We start from the raw sequence: 17,240 nt of genomic DNA, 5'->3' as shown, positions 1-17,240 counted from the left end.
CGCTCCCTCCCCTCCACACGGCCGCTCATGCCCGCCCCGAACAGCTAGACGCACGGGGAGGCCGAGAGATTCCCGGATGCCGGACTCCCGCGGCGCCCCGAAGTATCGCGGAACGAATAATTCCAGCCATCCATTCCGCTACGGGAACCGAGGCCCCACCAAGTGTCATCTGCCGCATATCGGGCCGCACTTCACGGGAACTATCGGACAACTCGTGATCTTCGTCCAGGCCTCAGGCCGAAAACGTCCGGACAGGTCTTCGAAGGTTCGCCGTGGCAGTAGTAGGCTCACGCCGTTTAAATGACGGAACACCAACCCCCGGTAACGGGGTTGAGCTGGGGAGGCTGGGGAGGCCATGCGCTTTCGCGGGAAGTCCATCCGCCGGAAGATCGTGGCGTTGCTCCTTGTGCCGCTCGTCTCCCTGACCGCCCTCTGGGGCTTCGCAACAGTGATCACGGGCCGTCAGGCCGTCCAACTGCTCGGTGTCGCCTACGTCATCGACAAGGTCGGCTACCCCGTCGAGGACGTCGTCCGCGTCATCCAGAAGGAGCGCCGCCAGACCCTCGTGGTCATCGGCGACCCGCGCGCCTCCAACGCCACCGCCGAGCTGGCCGAGCGCCGCACGGCCACGGACGAGGCGGTCGAGAAGATCTCCGCCGACGCCAAGGACCCGGAGGTCGTCGACGAGCTCACCCCGGCCAGCGCCCGGCACCTGAGCTCCATCCTCGAAGCCTTCCGCAGCATCGGATCGCTGCGCGACGCGGTGGACGGGGGCTCCCTCGACACCAACCAGGCGCTGGAGCTCTACAGCAGGCTCGTGGACCCCTGCTACGACTTCCTGATGAACCTCCACGCGCTCCAGGACGTGGAGATGGACAAGCAGGGCCGCGCCCTCGTCGGCGTCACCCGCGCACGCGAGACGCTCTCGCGCGAGGACGCCCTCGTCGCCGGGGCCCTCGCCGCCCGTAACGTCAGCCAGGCGGACATCCGGCACGTCTCCGACTTCGTGGCCAACCGCAAGCTGCTCTACGAGTTCAACCTCGCGATCCTCCCGGCCGCCGACCGGGAGCAGTTCGAGCAGTACTGGAACAACCCGGAGAGCCGCGCCCTGCGCGAGGCAGAGGAACGATTCCTCGTCCAGGGACCGACCCACAGCCCGCGCAACGTGACCGCCGCCCAGTGGGACGGTGCCGCCGGCAAGGTGCTCGAAGACCTCGCCGTCATGGGCACCGGCGCGGGCGACCGCTACCAGAAGCGCGTCGAGCCCGTCGCCATGGACGTCCTGGTCCAGGCCGCCCTCGCCGGGGTGCTCGGGTTCATCGCCCTCATCGTCTCCCTCGTCCTGTCCGTACGCATCGGCCGCGAGCTGATCCGCGACCTCTCCCGGCTCCGCAAGGAGGCCCACGAGGTCTCGGGCATCCGCCTCCCCGGAGTGATGCGCCGCCTCGCCGCGGGCGAGCTCGTGGACGTGGAGACCGAGGCCCCCCGCCTGGAGTACGAGAAGGACGAGGTCGGCCAGGTCGGCCAGGCCCTCAACTCCCTCCAGCGCGCGGCCATCGAGGCCGCCGTCAAGCAGGCGGAGCTCCGTCGCGGCGTTTCCGAAGTGTTCGTCAACCTGGCCCGCCGCAACCAGGTGCTGCTGCACCGCCAGCTCACCCTGCTCGACACCATGGAGCGGCGCACCGAGGACACCGAGGAGCTCGCCGACCTCTTCCGACTCGACCACATGACCACCCGCATGCGCCGCCACGCCGAGGGCCTGGTGATCCTCTCCGGCGCCGCGCCCTCCCGCCAGTGGCGCAAGCCCATCCAGCTGATGGACGTCGTACGGGCCGCCGTGGCCGAGGTGGAGGACTACGAGCGCATCGAGGTGCGGCGGCTGCCGCGCCTGGGCATCGCCGGCCCGGCGGTGGCCGACGTCACCCACCTCATCGCCGAACTCCTGGAGAACGCCACCGTCTTCTCGCCGCCGCACACGGCGGTCCAGGTCCTGGGCGAGCGCGTGGCCAACGGCTTCACCCTGGAGATCCACGACCGCGGCCTCGGCATGACCCCCGAGGCGCTGTTCGACGCGAACCTCCGCCTCACCGAGACCTCCGAGTTCGAACTCTCCGACACCGACCGGCTCGGCCTGTTCGTGGTCAGCCGGCTCGCGCACCGCCACGAGGTCAAGGTCCGCCTCCAGATCAGCCCCTACGGAGGCACCACCGCGGTGGTCTTCCTCCCGGTGGCCCTGCTGACGGAGGCTCCCGAGACCAACGGCGCCGGCATCCGGCTGGCCGGCGGCAAGGCGGTCGGCGGCCCGGTCGGCCCCGCCCGTCCGAAGGCCGTCGCCGAGGGCAGCGGCGCCGACCGCCGCCTCCCGGCCGGCGCCGAACTGCGCGGCCCCGTCGAGCTGGAAGCCCCGATCGGCATGCTGGGGCTGGACGAGCCCGGCCCGGTCCCGGAGGGCACGCCCACCGGCATCGCGGGCTCCGCCGGCGCCACCGGGCTCACCGGGGTCTCCGGAGCCAAGGGCAGGCCCGCCATGGCCACCCTCGACGACGAGACCCCGCCGAACGGCATCTCACGCAACTCCCTGCTCGGCCTGCGCCCGGCCTCCCGCCCGCACCCGGACCGGCACACCGACCGCGGCGGTCCCCGCAAGGGCGACCGCATCGCGGACCGCATGGGCGAGCGCGCCGCGGACGGCTCCGGCGACCGGGCGGGCCTCTGGAAGGGCGACCGGCCCACCGACGCCCCCGCCGAGCGCGGCGCCGCCCGGCTCACCGACCGCGACGCGGGCCGGGACGGCTTCCGCGACCGCGACCGCGACCGCATCCACGACCGGGACCGCGACCGCAGCCGCGACCGCCGGGACCGCGACCACCGCGAGCGGGAGCCCCTGCCGCCCACCGGCCCGGTCCGCCTGGAGCCGGCGCGCGCGGACTCCGCCCGCCCCGACGGTGCCCGCTCGCCCGGAGCCGTCCCCCTCCCGCGCCGCCGGCCGACCCCGACCCTGGTGGCCGAGCACGGCCGCCGCGTGGAGCCCCGCCCCGTCTCGGCGGTCCCGGACCCCGTGCAGGAGGGGCAGACCCCCAACGGCCCGGCGAACCCCGCGGCGGCGCCCTCCGGACCGACCCTGCCCCGCCGGATCCGCCAGGCCAGCCTGGCGCCCCAGCTCAAGGACACCCCGGCCCCGGCACCCGCCGGAGCCGCCGCCGGCCCGGCGGCCGACCGCGACGCGGAGGACGTACGCCGCCGCATGTCCTCGCTCCAGCGCGGCTGGACCGCGGGCCGCGACGAGCACGCGCGGCAGCAGGCGCACCAGGTACAGCAGGCACGGCAAGCGCAGCAGAACGCACCACACCAGTCCCCGACCGAGGCCGGCACCCCTGCCGCCACCGGTCCCGGATGCGAGAACGAAGGGGACGGTCGATGACCGCACCGCAGTCCGGCAACGACACCAGGGGCCGCGGCTCCGGCCCGCTCAACTGGCTCCTCGACGAGCTCGTCGACCGGGTCGCCAGCATCCGCAAGGCGGTGGTCCTCTCCGGCGACGGCCTGCCCACCGGCAGCTCCAAGGACCTCACCCGCGAGGACAGCGAGCACCTGGCCGCCGTGGCCTCCGGATTCCACAGCCTCGCCAAGGGCGTGGGCCGCCACTTCGACTCCGGCAGGGTCCGCCAGACCGTGGTCGAGCTCGACGAGGCGTTCCTCTTCGTCATGGCGGCCGGCGACGGCAGCTGCCTGGCGGTGCTCGCCGACGCCGACTCCGACGTCGGCCAGGTCGCGTACGAGATGACCCTGATGGTCAAGCGGGTCGGTGACCACCTGGCGACCGCCCCGCGCACCGGGCTGCCAGCCGGAGGGTGAGTCGGACGGCATGAGCGATCCAGGCCAGGACCACCCCGCCCCCACCCCCGGCACGGCTTCCGGCGCCGCACCCGACCAGTGGTTCGACGACGACGCCGGTCCGGTGGTGCGTCCGTACGCGATGACCCGCGGCCGGACCAGCCACGCCGGACAACACCGCCTCGACCTGATCGCGCTGGTGGTCGCGGAATCCTCGGCCGACGACCCGGCCGGGGACACCGCCCCGTCCCCGGAACACGCCCACATCCTCGGGCTGTGCCGGCTGCGCCCCCAGTCCGTCGCGGAACTCGCGGCCGAACTCGACCTCGCGGTCGGGGTCGTACGCGTCCTCATCGGCGATCTCGTCGACGACGAACTGGTGCACGTGACCCGGCCGGTCCCCCCGGCCGAACTCCCCGACGAATCCATTCTGCGTGAGGTGATCGATGGCCTTCGGGCGCTCTAGCCGCGCCGGCGCCATGCATGCCGTGACGCCGGTCGAGCCGCTGACCCTGAAGATCCTGGTCGCGGGCGGTTTCGGGGTGGGCAAGACCACCCTGGTCAGTGCGGTGAGCGAGATCAGACCGCTCCGGACGGAGGAACGCCTCTCCGAGCCGGGCCGCGACATCGACGACACCGGGGGAGTGGAGGGCAAGAGCACCACCACGGTCGCCATGGACTTCGGGCGCATCACCCTGCGCGAGGACCTGGTGCTGTACCTGTTCGGCACCCCCGGACAGGACCGCTTCTGGTTCCTGTGGGACGAGCTCGCCCAGGGCTCGCTCGGCGCCGTCGTCCTCGCGGACACCCGGCGGCTGTCCGACTGCTTCGCCGCCATCGACTACTTCGAACGGCGCGAGATCCCCTTCGTGGTCGCCGTGAACTGCTTCGACGGAGCAGACCAGCACCCCGTGGCGGCCGTACGGGAAGCCCTGGACCTCGCCCCCGAGGTGCCGGTGCTGCTCTGCGACGCACGGGACCGGGAGTCGGTGAAGGACGTCCTGGTGGGGGTCGTGGAGCACGCGATGACCCTGGCCAGGGCCCGCCGCAGGAGCCTGACGGCGGGGGCCTGACGGCCGGGACCTGATGGCCGGGGCCCGATCCGCAGGACACGCCCCCGGCCCCGGGCCGCGACATGGAGGCGGCCCGTACCCCCGCCGACTGGGGTACGGGCCGCAGCTCTCATGGGGGGATCCGGGGGCCCGGTCGCGGCGCGGGACCGTGGAGAGAGTGTGAACCCGCCATTGGGGGCCGTCAAGCATGCGGACAGCAGCCGCTGTTCAGCGGCCCACCGGCCGCCTAAGCGGTCCCCGAGACCGCTCACCGCACGGCGACGACCGCCGAACCGTGCCCGAACAGCCCCTGGTTCGCGGTGATTCCGGCCCGCGCCCCCGGCACCTGCCGCTCCCCGGCCGTCCCTCGCAGCTGCCACGTCAGCTCGCACACCTGAGCGATGGCCTGTGCCGGCACCGCCTCCCCGAACGACGCCAGTCCGCCACTGGTGTTGACGGGGATCCGCCCGCCGAGCGCCGTCGCGCCCTCCCGTACGAGCTTGGCCCCCTCGCCCTCCCCGCACAGACCGATGTCCTCGTACCACTCCAGCTCCAGCGCGGTGGACAGGTCGTAGACCTCGGCGAGCGAGAGGTCGTCCGGCCCGAGCCCCGCCTCCTCGTACGCGGCCCGCGCGATCGAGGCCCGGAAGGAACCGGGCGCCGGTACGGCCGCGGTGGTCGAGTCGGTGGCGATGTCCGGCAGGTCCAGGACGGTACGGGGGTACGTGGGCGTCACCGTGGACACGGCCCGGATCCGCACCGGGTCCGCGACACCCCGCGAGCGGGCGAAGTCCATGCTGCTCAGCACGAGCGCCGCGCCCCCGTCGGAGGTGGCGCAGATGTCGAGCAGCCGCAGCGGATCGGCGACGATCGCCGAGGCGGCCACCTCCTCGGCCGTCACGGCCTTGCGGTAGCGGGCGTTCGGGTTCAGCAGCCCGGCCGCCGCGTTCTTCACCTTGACCTGCGCGAAGTCCTCACCGGTGTCCTCGTAGAGGGCCATGCGGCGCCGGGCGTACAGCGCGAAGTACGCCGGGTTCGTGGCCCCCAGGACCCGGAAGCGCAACCAGTCGGGGTCGTCGGGCCGGTCCCCGCCCGCCGGCGCGAAGAACCCCTTGGGGGCGGCGTCCGCCCCGACCACCAGCACCACGTCGGCCAGCCCCGCCAGGATCTGCGCCCGGGCCGCGCCGATCGCCTGGGCGCCGGACGCGCAGGCCGCGTACACGCTGGTGACGCGTGCGCCCTGCCAGCCCAGCGCCTGCGCGAAGGTGGCTCCGGCCACGTAGCCGGGGTAGCCCGACCGCACGGTGTCGGCCCCGACGATCGACTGGACGTCGGTCCAGTCCAGCCCGGCGTCGGCGAGCGCGGCCCGGGCGGCGGCCCGCCCGTACTCGACGAAGCTGCGGCCCCACTTGCCCCACGGGTGCATGCCGGCCCCGAGGACGGCGACGTCGGCGGCGGAGGCGCTCATCCGGCCACCACCCCCACGGGCCGGACGTTCCACGTGGTCCAGACGGTGCCGTCGGCGTCCTCGTTCAGCACCCCGCCGACCACCTCGACCTCCATCCCGACCGCCAGATCCCCGACGCCCACCCCGGGCGCCGCCTGCCCGAGCACGACCATCCCCTCGGCCTCCAGCTCCACGGCGACCAGCGTGTACGGGGTCCAGGGCGCGTCCGGGTCGGACACGTACGGCGAGGGCGGCCGGTACCGCCCGTCTGTGTAGGACCAGACCCGGCCGCGCGGGGACAGCGGTGTCTCGGCGAGCTCGCCGCCACCCGGGCAGCGCGGATTGCGGCAGTACGCGTCCTCGCGCGGGAAGAACACGGCGGCGCAGGCGGAGCACCGGGTGCCGAGCAGGCGGAACCCGCCGTCCGCATCGTCCCCGGTGAACCATCCGCTGACCACGGGCGTACGTGTGCGTTCCAAGGCCCCTCCCGAAAACAGGTATCTGACGGATCGTCAGAAGTCTGTCAGGGAACGAGCGGGAGCGCACCCCCGGGAACGCACTCCTCGCACGGGTTCTCCGCGAGCCACTTCCGCGCGATCTCGCCGAGCTCCGCGTCCCGCCCGGCCAGCATCATCCGGATCATCTGCGCGTCCCCGCGCAGCGACCATCCGGGATTGCCGAAGCTGGCGGGGTTGTTCCGCTCGATCAGGAAGTGCGCCGGCCACGCCGTCCCGTACCCGATCACGGGGAGCGCGGCGAGATAGCGCTTCCGGCCGCGCGCCAGCCCGTACACGGTCACGGCGAGACCGGTGAGGGTGCCGGTGAGGTGGATCCAGCGGGTGGCGGCGCGGGAATGCATGGCGACGTAGTAGGGCCAGAACTCCTCGTACGAACTGAATGTCATGCGGGCACGGTACTCAGCGGTGAACGGAGGCGACAGAGACGGGAAAGTCGAAGTACGTGTCGGGAAACGCCTCCGGTGCGTACGTGAAATGCCACCACTCCTGGGGCAGGTTCACGAACCCCTGCCGCCCGAGCACCCGCCTGAGGAGATCCCGGTTCTCACGGGCCGCGCCCGTCACCCGAGGGCTATCCGTGTGCGCGAGCGGATCGAAGTAGTCGAACGGCGTCCCCATGGCGAGGGGCCCCCGGCCGAACTCCGTCAAGGTCACGTCGACGGTGCTGCCGCGACTGTGCCCGGACCTCTCGGCGATGTACCCCTCCGGGATCAGCCGGTCCTTGGCCACCTCCGGATAGAACTCCGCCTTGGTCCGCTGATCGGAGCCGTCCCGGGCCCAGCGCACGAACCGGTCGACGGCCCGCTGCGGCCGGTAACAGTCGTACACCAGCAGCGAGTACCCCCTGCGCAGCACCTCGCGCTGCGCCCGCCGCAGCGCCTCGGCGGCGGGCCGGGCGAGCAGACAGACGGGCTCGTCGTAACCGTCCACGACCGCCCCGGTGAAGTTCCGCGACGTGGCGTACCGCATCTCCTGCCCGATACTCGCATCCACCTCGCCCACCACGACGAACCCACCGCCCCGCGTCCCCCGCCCCGCAGCGTCGACCGAGTACCCGCCCGCAGCCCGGGCCCCGCCCGCCCCGGACCCGAATCCTGCCCTGGGTCGGCCCGCCCCGGCCCCGAATCCTGCCCTGGCCCCGCCCGCGCCGGGCCCGAGTCCAGCCTTGGGCCGACCCGCCCCGGCCCCGAATCCCGCCCTGGGCCCGCCCGTTACGGGCGCGGCCGCAGCCGCGGGCGCCGCCGCCGCCCCGGCCGCAGCCACCGCTCCGGCACTGCCCGCCGCCCCGGGCGCAGCCACCGCCCAGGGCGTGACCACTGCCGCCAGTACTCCCAGCGCACCCATCCACCCCGCAACGACCGCCATCCGCATACCCCTTGGCTTACCATCGCCGCATGCCGGCGCACCTGAAGGACTCGCACTGCTCCGCCTGTGGAGCCCTGTTCGATACGGCCGACTGGCCCCGTACCTGCCCCGCCTGCGGCGCGCTCGCCTACCGCAACCCCCTCCCGGTCGCCGTCGCCCTGCTCCCCGTCGAAGACGAGCTCGGCACTGGTCTGGTGGTCATCACCCGCACCATCGAGCCCGCCCTCGGCGGCATCGCCCTGCCCGGCGGCTTCATGGACTTCGGAGAGGACTGGCGCGAGTCGGTCGTCCGCGAACTCCGCGAGGAGACCGGGATCCACGCCCCGGCCTCCGAGGTCGCCCTCGCCGACACCCTCAGCTCCCCGGCCGGCCACCTGCTCGTTTTCGGCCTCCTGCCCGTCCGCCCCGCCGACTCCCTCCCGGCATCGGCCCCGACGGACGAAACCACCGGCTGGCACGTCCTGCGCGGCCCGGAGCGGCTGGCGTTCCCGCTCCACACGAAGGCCGCCGGGGCGTGGTTCGAGGGCAGGTACGCGCACCCGGTTTGAGGCGGCCGCTCCCGGCCACTCCCGCCCCTCCACCTCAAAGCCCCCGCAGCACCACCCCGTCCACCCGCTCCCCGGCCTCGTCCTCCACCACCACCGCGTCCCCGTCCCACCGCACCACGTACCGTTCCACCTTGGCCGGCTCGAAGCCCGGCCCCGGGTCCCGGATGACCACCCCGCCACCCGTGCGGCCCCGCGCCGGGGCCCACGCCTCCAGGCCCACCGACCCGTCGGCCGCCCGCACCGGCAGCAGCGAGCCGGCCCGCGCCAGCACCGGGATCCGGTCCGCCGGGGCGTCCAGCAGGATCTGGGCCGGTCCCTCGTACGCCCGGCCCGTCGCCGTGTCGTACCACCGCCCGCGCGGCAACCGCACCGCCCGCCGGTCCGACCCGCACTCCAGCACCGGAGCCACCAGCAGGGCGTCACCCAGCAGGAACGCGTCCTCGCAGTCCCGCAGCCCCCGGTCCTCCGGCGCCCCCCACCACACCGGCCGCACGTACGGGGCCCCCGTCCGCCGCGCCAGGTGGGCCAGCGTCACGAAGTACGGGCGCAGCCGCTCCCGTTCGGCAAGGACGGCCCGTGCGGCCCGGGTGGTCTCCTCCCCGAACTCCCACGGCTCCCGCCGTCCCGCCCGTATCGCCGAGTGGGTACGGAACAGCGGCAGGTACGAACCCAGTTGCAGCCACCGCAGGTACAACTCCGGCGAGGGCGAACCCCAGAAGCCGCCGATGTCCGGCCCTGAGTACGGCACCCCGCACAGCCCCAGGCCGAGGACCAGCGCCAGCGAGGCCCGCAGACCGTCCCAGCTGCTCGCCACGTCGCCGGACCACGTGCCCCCGTACCGCTGCATCCCCGCCCACCCCGACCGGGAGAACAGGAAAGGCCGCTCGGCCGGCCGCAGCCGTACGAGGCCCTCCCAGCCCGCGCGCGCCATCCCGAGGGCGTACACGTTGTGCGCCTCCCGGTGGTCCCCACCGGCGCCGTCCAGCGCGTGCCGCGCCGAACGGGGGAGCGTCCGGTCCCCGAACGCGGCGAAGGAGACCGGCTCGTTCATGTCGTGCCAGACCCCGGCGAAGCCCTGCGCGAGCCGCTCCTCGTACAGCCCGCCCCACCACCGCCGCACCGCCGGATCGGTGAAGTCCGGGTAGGCGCACTCGCCCGGCCACACCTCGCCCCGGACCTCCCGCCCCGCCGCGTCCCGTACGAAGGCCCCGTGCGCGCCGACCGCGAGACCCGAGACGTGCACCGGATCGCCGGCCTTCACCGCCGGGTCGACGATGGAGACCAGCCGGACGCCGCTGTCCGCCAACTCCCGCGCCAGCCCCGGCAGATCGGGGAACCGCTCGCGGTCCACGGTGAAGACCCGGTGGCCGTCGTGGTGGTCGATGTCCAGATGGACGGCCGACAGGGGCAGCCCGTGCTCGGCGTACCCCGCCACGATCCGCCGCACCTCCGCCGCGCTCCCGAACCCCCACCGCGCGTGCTGGTACCCGAGCGCCCACTCGGGCGGCACGGCCGCCCCGCCCGTCAGCCCCGACCAGCCCTGCAGCACCCGCCCGGGCGGCCCCACCAGCACCCAGCACCGCAAGGCCCCGCCCTCCATGCGCAGTTCGCAGGAGCCGGGCCGGTCCGCTCCCGAGCCCGCTCCCTCCTCGCCCTCCCGCAACACCACCCGGCCGTCCCAGGAGTTGTCGTGGAAGACCAGGTGGGTGCCCGCGTCCGCGACCACCAATTGCACCGGCATCGTGATGTACAGGGCTTCGGCACCGGACCCGGACCCGAACCCGCCCTCGGGATCGGTGTTCCACAGCCGGTAGCTCCCGTCCCGCAACCGCGGCCCCACCGCACGCCCGCCCAACCCGAACACCCGCGCGTCCGCCGCCACCTCACTCCGCAGCAGCCACCGCGCAGCCCCGCCTCCGCCTGCTGCCCCGATGCGACCCGTACTCGCGGCCCCGTACGCCCCACCGGCCGTCCCGTCCCCACCGCCCCCGCCGGCCGCACCACGGCCTCCCGGCCCGGCCGCATCTCCCTCAGCCCCAGCGGAGCGCCCCCGCACCGGCTCCCACCAGCGCGGCGGCAGATCCCGCCGCAGCACCGTCCCGCCGGGTGTCCGGACCTCCACCGCCCCGTGCCGGGACACCGCCAGCGTCACGCGCTCGGACACCACCCGCCAGCCGCCGTCGGTGTCCGGCTCCAGCACGGCGCGCGGATCGGGCTCCGGCCCGCTGCCCACCACCGCGTACGAGGGCGTCGGCGCGGCCCCGTCCCAGCCCCAGAACACCGCCCCGCCCACGGTGACCCGGACCAGCAGCTCCGAACGGGTGAACCGGAGCACCCCGCCGCCCGGCAGGGGCTCCGTACCGGTCAGCAGACCCGGCACCCGCGCCCGCTCCGCACCCCGGGGTGCGAGCCCCACCGCGTCCACGCGCCGGTTGCGCCAGGCCGAGCGCCAGGCGCGCCGCCCCCGCTCGCCGCCGAGGTCCATCACCGCACGCACCAGCCCACGACCGTCCATGGCGCCCACCCTGCCACCGGCGCCCGGCCCAGAAGGCGCCGTTCAACTGCCGTTCACCCGCAAAAGGATCACGACCGACCGCCGATGACGGCTCTGGTGCGGATGTCGATCACATGGCATCGTCCCTGTGAGCCCCCGTGCGCACACCCCGCGCGCGATGGCACCGTACGAACACAGACGCCAGACCACACCGCACACCACGACACGCCCACGAAGCGCGAACCGCAGACGTGACCGGGAGCCGACGCATGACCGCAGCAGCCACCCCCTCCGAGCCCCTCTGGTCCCCGGGCCCCGACCGGATCGCCGCGGCCCGGATCACCGCCTTCCAGGCCTGGGCCGCCGAACACCACGGCGCCCCCGCGGACGGCGGCTACCCGGCCCTGCACAGCTGGTCCGTCGACGAGCTGGACACCTTCTGGCAGGCCGTCGCCGAGTGGTTCGACGTACGCTTCACCACCCCGTACGAGGCCGTCCTCGCCGACCGGTCCATGCCGGGCGCGGCCTGGTTCCGGGGCGCCACCCTCAACTACGCCGAGCACGCCCTGCGCGCCGCCGAGGACCCGGCCCGCGCGGCCGACGCGGCCCTGCTCCACGTGGACGAGACCCACGAGCCCACCCCCGTCACCTGGGCCGAGCTCCGCCGCCAGGTCGGCGCGCTCGCCGCCGAACTGCGCGCCCTGGGCGTGCGCCCCGGAGACCGGGTCAGCGGCTACCTCCCCAACATCCCCGAGGCCGTCACCGCACTCCTCGCCACCGCCGCCGTCGGCGCCGTCTGGACCTCGTGCGCCCCCGATTTCGGCGCCCGCAGCGTCCTGGACCGCTTCCAGCAGGTGGAGCCGGTGGTCCTTTTCACCGTCGACGGCTACCGCTACGGCGGCAAGGAGCACGACCGCCGCGACACCGTCGCCGAACTGCGCGCCGAGCTCCCCTCGCTGCGCGCCGTCGTGCACATCCCGCTCCTCGGTACGCCGGCCCCCGCGGGCGCCCTCGAGTGGTCGGCCCTCACCTCGGGCGGGACGGAGCCGGTCTTCGAGCCGGTCCCCTTCGACCACCCGCTCTGGGTCCTCTACTCCTCCGGCACCACCGGCCTGCCCAAGGCCATCGTCCAGTCGCAGGGCGGCATCCTCCTGGAACACCTCAAGCAGCTCGGCCTCCACTGCGACCTGGGCCCCGAGGACCGCTTCTTCTGGTACACCTCCACCGGCTGGATGATGTGGAACTTCCTCGTCTCCGGCCTCCTCACCGGAACCACCGTCGTGCTCTACGACGGCAGCCCGGGCTTCCCCGACACAGGTGCCCAATGGCGCATCGCGGAGCGGACCGGCGCCACCCTCTACGGGACCTCCGCCGCCTACGTGATGGCGTGCCGCAAGGCGGAAGTCCACCCCTCCCGCGACTTCGACCTCTCCGCGGTGAAGTGCGTGGCCACCACCGGGTCCCCGCTGCCGCCCGACGGCTTCCGCTGGCTCCACGACGAGGTGGCCGAGGACCTCTGGATCGCCTCCGTCAGCGGCGGCACCGACGTCTGCAGCTGCTTCGCCGGCGCCGTCCCCACCCTCCCGGTCCACATCGGCGAACTCCAGGCCGCCTGCCTGGGCACGGACCTCCAGGCCTGGGACCCCTCCGGCAAGCCCGTCACCGGCGAGGTCGGCGAGCTCGTCGTCACCAACCCCATGCCGTCCATGCCCATCCGCTTCTGGAACGACCCCGACGGCAGCCGCTACCGCGACAGCTACTTCGAGATGTTCCCCGGCGTCTGGCGCCACGGAGACTGGATCACGATCACCGACCACGGCTCGGTCGTCATCCACGGCCGCTCCGACTCCACCCTGAACCGCCAGGGCGTCAGGATGGGCTCGGCCGATATCTACGAGGCCGTCGAGCGTCTTCCCGAGATCAAGGAATCCCTGGTCATCGGCCTGGAGGAGCCGAACGGCGGGTACTGGATGCCGCTCTTCGTCCACCTCGCGCCCGGCGCCGTCCTCGACGACGCCCTCCGCTCCCGGATCAAGGTGGCCATCCGCGAAGAGCTCTCGCCGCGGCACGTCCCCGACGAGATCATCGAGGTCCCGGGCATCCCCCACACCCTCACCGGAAAGCGCATCGAGGTCCCGGTCAAACGCCTGCTCCAGGGCGCTCCCCTGGCCAAGGCGGTCAACCCCGGCTCGGTCGACAACCTCGACCTCCTGCACTTCTACGAGGAGCTCGCCCGCACCCGCGGCTGACGCGAATGGCCACTGTCAGTGGCGATGATTACTCTGAGTGAGCAAGCGATCGCTTCACTCAGGGGGAACCATGCCACGCTCGAACGACACCGGGTCCGCCACCACGGGACGTCCGGCCCGTGCCGGCAGGCGCCGCACCCTGCGCCGCGAAGTCCCCAGCACCGTCGGCCTCCTGGCCGACGCCGGGGACTTCGCGGCCATGCGCGGGTACCGCAGCTTCACCTTCGACGACCACCGCGACTACCTGGACCACGTGGAGCGCCTGCTCCGCTCCCTCGCGGCCCGGGGGATCCACACGACCGTCGCCCTCTTCGACCCCGAGGAGTACGCCGAGTTCTGCGCGGACCGGGGACTCGATCCGGACACCCCCGGGGCCCGCACCCGCTTCACCGCCGAACTGGGCGGCGCCACCGGCAGCCTCCCGTACGCAGGCCAGCCCATCGACGAACTGGTCCCGCTCCTCGTGGACGCTGCCGTCCGGCAGGCCACCTGGGAGTACGCGAGCTTGCTCCTGGCCGAAGTGGGCCGCTGCGCCGACTGCGGGGAAGACATCGGCACCGCCTCCTTCGAGCGCGCCGCCGAGGCGCTGCGACGCCTGGTGGACCGGGCCGGCCCGGGCCACCACCACCTGGTGTGCAGCGTCCCGGCGCAGGAAGAACAGCTCGTCGCGGTACTCCACGCCGACACCGGCCCCGGCGGCCGGCGCCGGGTGGACAGCCGCGACGGCCTGGACTTCGTGACCGTCCTCGCCGCCGGCCTGGCCCTCGGCGGACCCGGGGGACTGGTCCTGCGCAGCACCACCGACGGGGACCGGGACCGCGTCCACGGCTGGCGCCTGGACCGCGGCCGGCTGGTACCCCTCTCGGCGGCGGCCGTCTTCAACGCCTACTGCACCGACGCCGACACCGGGGAGCCCGTGGGCCCCGAGCCCGGCGTCGAATACTGCCCGGGCTACGAGGTGGACGAACCGGGCCCGCACCACTGAGACGGGCGGGCGCAGCCCGCCCGTCAACGGCCGAGGGGCCCCCGCCACCGGCGAAGGCCCCTCGAACGTCGCGACACACCGGCAAACGCGGTGTTTTCCCGTCCTACTCGCCCGACAGCACGGCCTGGGCGGCCACACGGGCCTCTTCGGCACTGTCCGTGGCACGCGCGGCGGCAGCCGCACGCTCGCACTGCGCGAGGGTGTACTTGGCGAGCGTCGCCCGCACGTAAGGAATGGAAGCGGCACCCATCGAAAGAGAGGTGACTCCCAGACCCGTGAGCACACAGGCCAGCAGCGGGTCGGAGGCAGCCTCGCCACAGACGCCGCAGCTCTTGCCCTCGGCCCTGGCGGCCTCGGCCGACATGGCGATCAGGTCGAGCAGCGCGGGCTGCCACGGGTCCTGCAGCCGCGAAACGGCGCCGACCTGACGGTCTGCGGCGAAGGCGTACTGGGCCAGGTCATTGGTGCCCAGTGAGAGGAACTCGACCTCCTGGAGGATCGAGCGCGCCCGCAGCGCGGCGGAGGGGATCTCCACCATCGCACCGAACTTCGCCTGCAGGCCGGCCTCGCGACAGGCGTCCGCGAACGCCTTGGCGTCGATGCGGTCGGCCACCATCGGAGCCATGACCTCGAGGTAGACCGGCAGTCCCGTGGCGGCCTTGGCCAGCGCGGTGAGCTGCGTGCGGAGCACGTCCGGGTGGTCGAGCAGCGAACGCAGACCACGGACACCCAGAGCCGGGTTCGGCTCGTCGGCCGGGGTCAGGAAGTCCAGCGGCTTGTCGGCGCCGGCATCCAGAACGCGCACGACGACACGACCCTCGGGGAAGGCTTCGAGGACCTTGCGGTACGACTCGACCTGCTTCTCCTCGGTCGGCGCGTGCTTGCTGTCGTCCAGGAAGAGGAACTCGGTGCGGAACAGGCCCACACCCTCCGCCCCGGCCTCGACGGCGGCCGGCACGTCCGCCGGACCGCCGATGTTGGCCAGAAGCGGCACCTTGTGCCCGTCGGACGTGGCGCCCGGACCGGAAGAAGCGGAGAGAGCGGCCTTCCGCTCGGCGGCCGCGGCCTCCAGCTCGGCCCGCTTCGCCGCGCTCGGCTCCACGAACAGGTCGCCGGTGCTGCCGTCGACGGCGATGACCGTACCTTCGGCGATCTCACCGGCACCCGGCAGCGCCACGATGGCCGGCACGCCCAGCGCCCGCGCGAGGATCGCGCTGTGGCTGGTCGGGCCGCCTTCCTCGGTCACGAAACCGAGGACCAGCGCCGGGTCGAGCAGAGCGGTGTCTGCGGGAGCCAGGTCCCGCGCGATCAGCACGTACGGCTCGTCGCTGTCGGGCACACCCGGCATCGGCACGCCGAGCAGGCGCGCGACGATGCGGTTGCGCACGTCGTCCAGGTCGGCCACGCGCCCGGCCATGTACTCACCGGCACCGGCGAGCAGGTCACGGTAGGCGGCGAACGCGTCGTACACACCGCGCTCGGCGGTGCTGCCGACGGCGATGCGCCGGTCGACGTCCGCCATGAGCTCGGGGTCCGTGGCGATCATCGCCTGGGCCTCGAGCACGTGCTGGGCCTCGCCACCGGCCAGCTGGCCCCGGGCGATCAGGTCGGCGGAAACAGCGTCCACGGCCTGACGGGCGCGCCCCTGCTCGCGCTCCGCCTCGTCCGCGGTGATCTGCCTCGCCGGCGGTTCGAGAACCGCCGTGCCCATGTGCCGAACCTCGCCGATCGCCACACCGTGGCTCACGCCGACGCCTCGCAGCGTTGTCTCCATTTCACCTGTCTCCGATTGAGCGGCGGGTCCACCCGCCGCGTTGGATGTCCGGTTCGCCCGAGCAGGCGGATGCGTCACTGCCAGCCGAAGAGAACGTCTCCGGCCTTCATGTCTCCGGCCTCGACGACGTCGGTGAGGGATTCGGCAGTCGCTTCCAGCGCCACGACCGGGCAGATGGGGGACTTGCCGGCGGCCTCGACCGCAGCCGGGTTCCAGCGGATGACGGTCTGGCCGCGGGTCACGGTGTCGCCCTTGTTGACGAGCAGCTCGAAGCCCTCGCCGTTGAGCTGGACGGTGTCGATCCCCAGGTGCGTGAGCACACCGTGGCCTTCACTGTCGACGACGACGTACGCGTGCGGGTGCAGGGAGACGACTACACCGTCTACGGGGGACACCGCCTCCGAAGGCTCGCGCACAGGATCAATGGCGGTGCCCGGTCCCACCATCGCGCCGGAGAACACCGGATCGGGCACTGCCGCGAGTCCGATGGCGGTCCCGGCAAGTGGGGACGTCACGCTGGTCATGGGGGCCTCCCAGGGGTGGGGCTTCTTCGTGTCGCCGTCACTACCTGTCGCGAACGGCGTACTCTCCAGAAGGATAAGTCACAAGATGTTCGGGTTCGCCCGGTGTTGGTCCCGATCTGGACTGGTCCTTCGGCACGGAGACTAGTGGACTAGACCGGTGGACTAGACCATACGCCTGAATCGATTTGCTTGGGGCCGGGCAGGCCTGTACTGTCGTGACTCCCGCCAGGAAGCCCCGCGTGAACATTTCGCGAACGGCCGATGGACGGGACTCCTCCTCTCTCCTGTTCCGATCTTGATCTCGACGTGTTTCCGCATGCCTATTCGGCAAAACGGAGAGTGGTCAGAGGGAAAGAAAATGACTGGTAGAGTCGGACTCGCCGGAAAGGGAAACGCGAAAGCGAAGAACTGGAAGGCGGAAAACAAGCGAGACAGACTCTGATAGAGTCT

General features: G+C 73.1%; 14 protein-coding genes. 7 read left to right on the top strand and 7 right to left on the bottom strand.

What is annotated here, in order from left to right; translation table 11 throughout:
• Positions 1-391: 391 nt before the first annotated feature.
• From AC6CKD_RS36270 to AC6CKD_RS36255, 4 genes are read left to right on the top strand one after another with little or no spacing between them, the layout of a single operon-like run.
• Entirely contained in the window at positions 392-3,421 is a 3,030-nt protein-coding gene (locus AC6CKD_RS36270) for a sensor histidine kinase (protein WP_498333488.1), read from the top strand.
• Positions 3,418-3,855, top strand: coding sequence for a roadblock/LC7 domain-containing protein (locus AC6CKD_RS36265; protein ID WP_243341589.1), 438 nt, complete (start codon positions 3,418-3,420; stop codon positions 3,853-3,855). The genes AC6CKD_RS36270 and AC6CKD_RS36265 overlap by 4 nt, the downstream gene beginning before the upstream one ends.
• A gap of 10 nt (positions 3,856-3,865) precedes the next feature.
• Positions 3,866-4,300, top strand: coding sequence for a DUF742 domain-containing protein (locus AC6CKD_RS36260; RefSeq protein WP_498333444.1), 435 nt, complete (start codon positions 3,866-3,868; stop codon positions 4,298-4,300).
• The gene (locus AC6CKD_RS36255; protein WP_498333443.1) at positions 4,281-4,907 is read left to right on the top strand and encodes a GTP-binding protein; all 627 of its coding nucleotides are present in this window, start codon (positions 4,281-4,283) and stop codon (positions 4,905-4,907) included. The genes AC6CKD_RS36260 and AC6CKD_RS36255 overlap by 20 nt, the downstream gene beginning before the upstream one ends.
• A gap of 247 nt (positions 4,908-5,154) precedes the next feature.
• On the opposite strand, the gene AC6CKD_RS36250 is transcribed toward AC6CKD_RS36255, so the two are convergent.
• Genes AC6CKD_RS36250 through AC6CKD_RS36235 form a run of 4 tightly spaced genes read right to left on the bottom strand, consistent with a single transcriptional unit; the run spans position 5,155 to position 8,150 of the window.
• Positions 5,155-6,354 carry a lipid-transfer protein gene (locus AC6CKD_RS36250; protein WP_498333441.1) on the bottom strand — a complete coding sequence of 400 codons (1,200 nt, stop codon included), beginning with the start codon at positions 6,352-6,354 and terminating at the stop codon, positions 5,155-5,157.
• Entirely contained in the window at positions 6,351-6,812 is a 462-nt protein-coding gene (locus AC6CKD_RS36245) for a Zn-ribbon domain-containing OB-fold protein (RefSeq protein WP_498333439.1), read from the bottom strand. Before AC6CKD_RS36245 ends, AC6CKD_RS36250 begins: the two co-directional genes overlap by 4 nt.
• A gap of 44 nt (positions 6,813-6,856) precedes the next feature.
• Positions 6,857-7,237 (bottom strand): Mpo1-like protein, encoded by a 381-nt coding sequence (locus AC6CKD_RS36240; RefSeq protein WP_498333437.1) that lies wholly within the window; start codon positions 7,235-7,237, stop codon positions 6,857-6,859.
• Between the two features lie 13 nt (positions 7,238-7,250).
• Positions 7,251-8,150, bottom strand: a complete 900-nt coding sequence (locus tag AC6CKD_RS36235) for a M15 family metallopeptidase (RefSeq protein WP_498333486.1) — start codon at positions 8,148-8,150, stop codon at positions 7,251-7,253.
• 95 nt (positions 8,151-8,245) lie between these two features.
• Between AC6CKD_RS36235 and AC6CKD_RS36230 the strand changes: the two genes are divergently transcribed.
• Positions 8,246-8,764: an NUDIX domain-containing protein gene (locus AC6CKD_RS36230; protein WP_498333436.1), complete on the top strand. Its 519-nt coding sequence runs from the start codon at positions 8,246-8,248 to the stop codon at positions 8,762-8,764.
• Positions 8,765-8,798: 34 nt separating this feature from the next.
• Here AC6CKD_RS36230 and AC6CKD_RS36225 read toward each other — a convergent pair whose 3' ends face one another.
• Positions 8,799-11,279 carry a glycoside hydrolase family 31 protein gene (locus tag AC6CKD_RS36225; protein ID WP_498333434.1) on the bottom strand — a complete coding sequence of 827 codons (2,481 nt, stop codon included), beginning with the start codon at positions 11,277-11,279 and terminating at the stop codon, positions 8,799-8,801.
• A 248-nt stretch (positions 11,280-11,527) separates the two neighbouring features.
• Here AC6CKD_RS36225 and AC6CKD_RS36220 point away from each other — a divergent pair, with 248 nt between their 5' ends.
• Both AC6CKD_RS36220 and AC6CKD_RS36215 read left to right on the top strand, forming a co-directional pair.
• Positions 11,528-13,507 (top strand): acetoacetate--CoA ligase, encoded by a 1,980-nt coding sequence (locus AC6CKD_RS36220; protein ID WP_498333432.1) that lies wholly within the window; start codon positions 11,528-11,530, stop codon positions 13,505-13,507.
• Positions 13,508-13,577: 70 nt separating this feature from the next.
• On the top strand, positions 13,578-14,492 hold the full coding sequence (locus AC6CKD_RS36215; RefSeq protein WP_498333430.1) for a DUF8829 domain-containing protein: 915 nt from the start codon (positions 13,578-13,580) through the stop codon (positions 14,490-14,492).
• Between the two features lie 103 nt (positions 14,493-14,595).
• Here AC6CKD_RS36215 and ptsP read toward each other — a convergent pair whose 3' ends face one another.
• Positions 14,596-16,266, bottom strand: a complete 1,671-nt coding sequence (gene ptsP, locus AC6CKD_RS36210) for a phosphoenolpyruvate--protein phosphotransferase (protein ID WP_498333428.1) — start codon at positions 16,264-16,266, stop codon at positions 14,596-14,598.
• 74 nt (positions 16,267-16,340) lie between these two features.
• On the bottom strand, positions 16,341-16,790 hold the full coding sequence (locus tag AC6CKD_RS36205; RefSeq protein WP_498333426.1) for a PTS sugar transporter subunit IIA: 450 nt from the start codon (positions 16,788-16,790) through the stop codon (positions 16,341-16,343).
• Between the last annotated feature and the right edge of the window lie 450 nt (positions 16,791-17,240).

It is taken from the genome of Streptomyces sp. GQ60 (genome assembly GCF_059758875.1).
The sequence above is the reverse complement of the archived record's forward strand: the minus strand, read 5'-3'. Positions and strand labels throughout refer to the sequence as shown.